Here is a 1,585-nt window from a genome sequence, read left to right as displayed (position 1 = left end):
CTGGAGACAGAATTCGCGGGCGGCCTGCTTTAACGCCTGCCTTAAAAAATTGGGTTGAAGATTTACCCGGGCAAAATGAGAAACAGCAAACCGCCCCCCGACTTACCTGGGTTAATGAAATAAATGATATCTGGATGGAAATCCCACGATTTGAAAATATGTTATGGTGGGGGCGTGGGTGCTAGTTATTGCAGTATTAATACCTATCATAATGATTATCTTTTTCTTTTTTTTCAACCTTTTGTTTATTCTGACACTTTATTTATCCCAATAATATTGGGTTTCTTTTTGATTATATGCTCTTTATTTTTAGTAAACTTAAAAATGGCCTTATTTGTACCCCGAGGAACTCCAATTCGCTTTAACCGTCAGCGCCAAAAAATATATGTGTACGAGTATCAGCGTAAATGGAATCCCTGGGTTCGCTGGCCAACGACCATCAAAGTGTTCGACTGGGCTGATGTTCATGCACAAATGACGCGGGAAACCGGACGTTACGATCAGGGCTACCGGCTGTACGGCGTTGTCTGCCAACCGGGGACAAGTGAAATTATCGACAGTTTTGTGCTCAGCGGGGCGGTGGGTCATCCTAAGTTATTGCGCGGATTATGGAGCCACTGCTGTCACTACATGCAGCACAAACCGGTTCCGACACAACCGTTTTACGATGAGCGGCCAAATAGCTGGTGTCCGCGAAATAATATTCACTGGCCCGAAGCCATTGACCGCGAATCTACGACGGCTGCGGATGCGGCAAAACATCAGCAGGGTGAAATATGAAAAATAATCAACGTCCTGATGGTCCCTGGCGCATTGAGCCTGAAACGCTGGAAGCCGCGCTGGAGACAGAATTCGCGGGTCGGCCTGCTTTAACGCCTGCCTTAAAAAATTGGGTTGAAGATTTACCCGGGCAAAATGAAGAGCAGAAAACCGCCCCTCGCCTTACCTGGGTCAATGAAATAAATGATATCTGGATGGAAATCCCACGATTTGAAAATATATTATGGTGGGGAGCGTGGGTAGGAGGAGTGTCTTTAATAATCCCTCTTATTATGATTTCATTTTTTATGACATTACCTAACTTCTTTTTTAATGTGTCAATAACTATATTTTGTTTAGTTAGTTATATTTGTTTTGTGTCATTATTATTTTTTAATTTCAGAACTGTTTTATTTTCTCCCCGAGGAACTCCAATTCGCTTTAACCGTCATCGCCAAAAAATATATGTGTACGAGTATCAGCGTAAGTGGAATCCCTGGGTTCGCTGGCCAACGACCATCAAAGTGTTCGACTGGGCTGATGTTCATGCACAAATGACGCGGGAAACCGGACGTTACGATCAGGGCTACCGGCTGTACGGCGTTGTCTGCAAACCCGGGACAACTGAAATTATCGACAGTTTTGTGCTCAGCTGGACGGTGGGTCATCCTAAGTTATTGCGCGGATTATGGAGCCACTGCTGTCACTACATGCAGCACAAACCGGTTCCGACACAACCGTTTTACGATGAGCGGCCAAATAGCTGGTGTCCGCGAAATAATATTCACTGGCCCGAAGCCATTGACCGCGAATCTACGACGGCTGC

2 protein-coding genes and 1 pseudogene are annotated in these 1,585 nt (G+C 45.3%); all 3 read left to right on the top strand.

Annotated features, from left to right (window positions below; all coding sequences use genetic code 11):
* A pseudogene (locus tag UC15_RS26135) lies at window positions 1-185 on the top strand (hypothetical protein); the annotation flags it as partial.
* Window positions 124-780, top strand: coding sequence for a DUF6708 domain-containing protein (locus tag UC15_RS26315; RefSeq protein ID WP_369964706.1), 657 nt, complete (start codon window positions 124-126; stop codon window positions 778-780). The pseudogene UC15_RS26135 and the gene UC15_RS26315, both read left to right, overlap by 62 nt.
* Window positions 777-1,585 (top strand): DUF6708 domain-containing protein (locus tag UC15_RS25375; protein ID WP_198659769.1); only part of this gene is annotated, 809 nt, incomplete at its 3' end. The genes UC15_RS26315 and UC15_RS25375, both read left to right, overlap by 4 nt.

The organism is Rahnella sp. AN3-3W3, from assembly GCF_003263545.1.
Classification (GTDB): Bacteria; Pseudomonadota; Gammaproteobacteria; order Enterobacterales; family Enterobacteriaceae; genus Rahnella; species Rahnella variigena.
The sequence above is the reverse complement of the archived record's forward strand: the minus strand, read 5'-3'. Positions and strand labels throughout refer to the sequence as shown.

What these genes read in the sequence shown, in the direction of transcription:
- UC15_RS26315 (WP_369964706.1), top strand. Translation starts at nt 124, where the DNA reads ATGATATCTGGATGGAAATCCCACGATTTGAAAATATGTTATGGTGGG.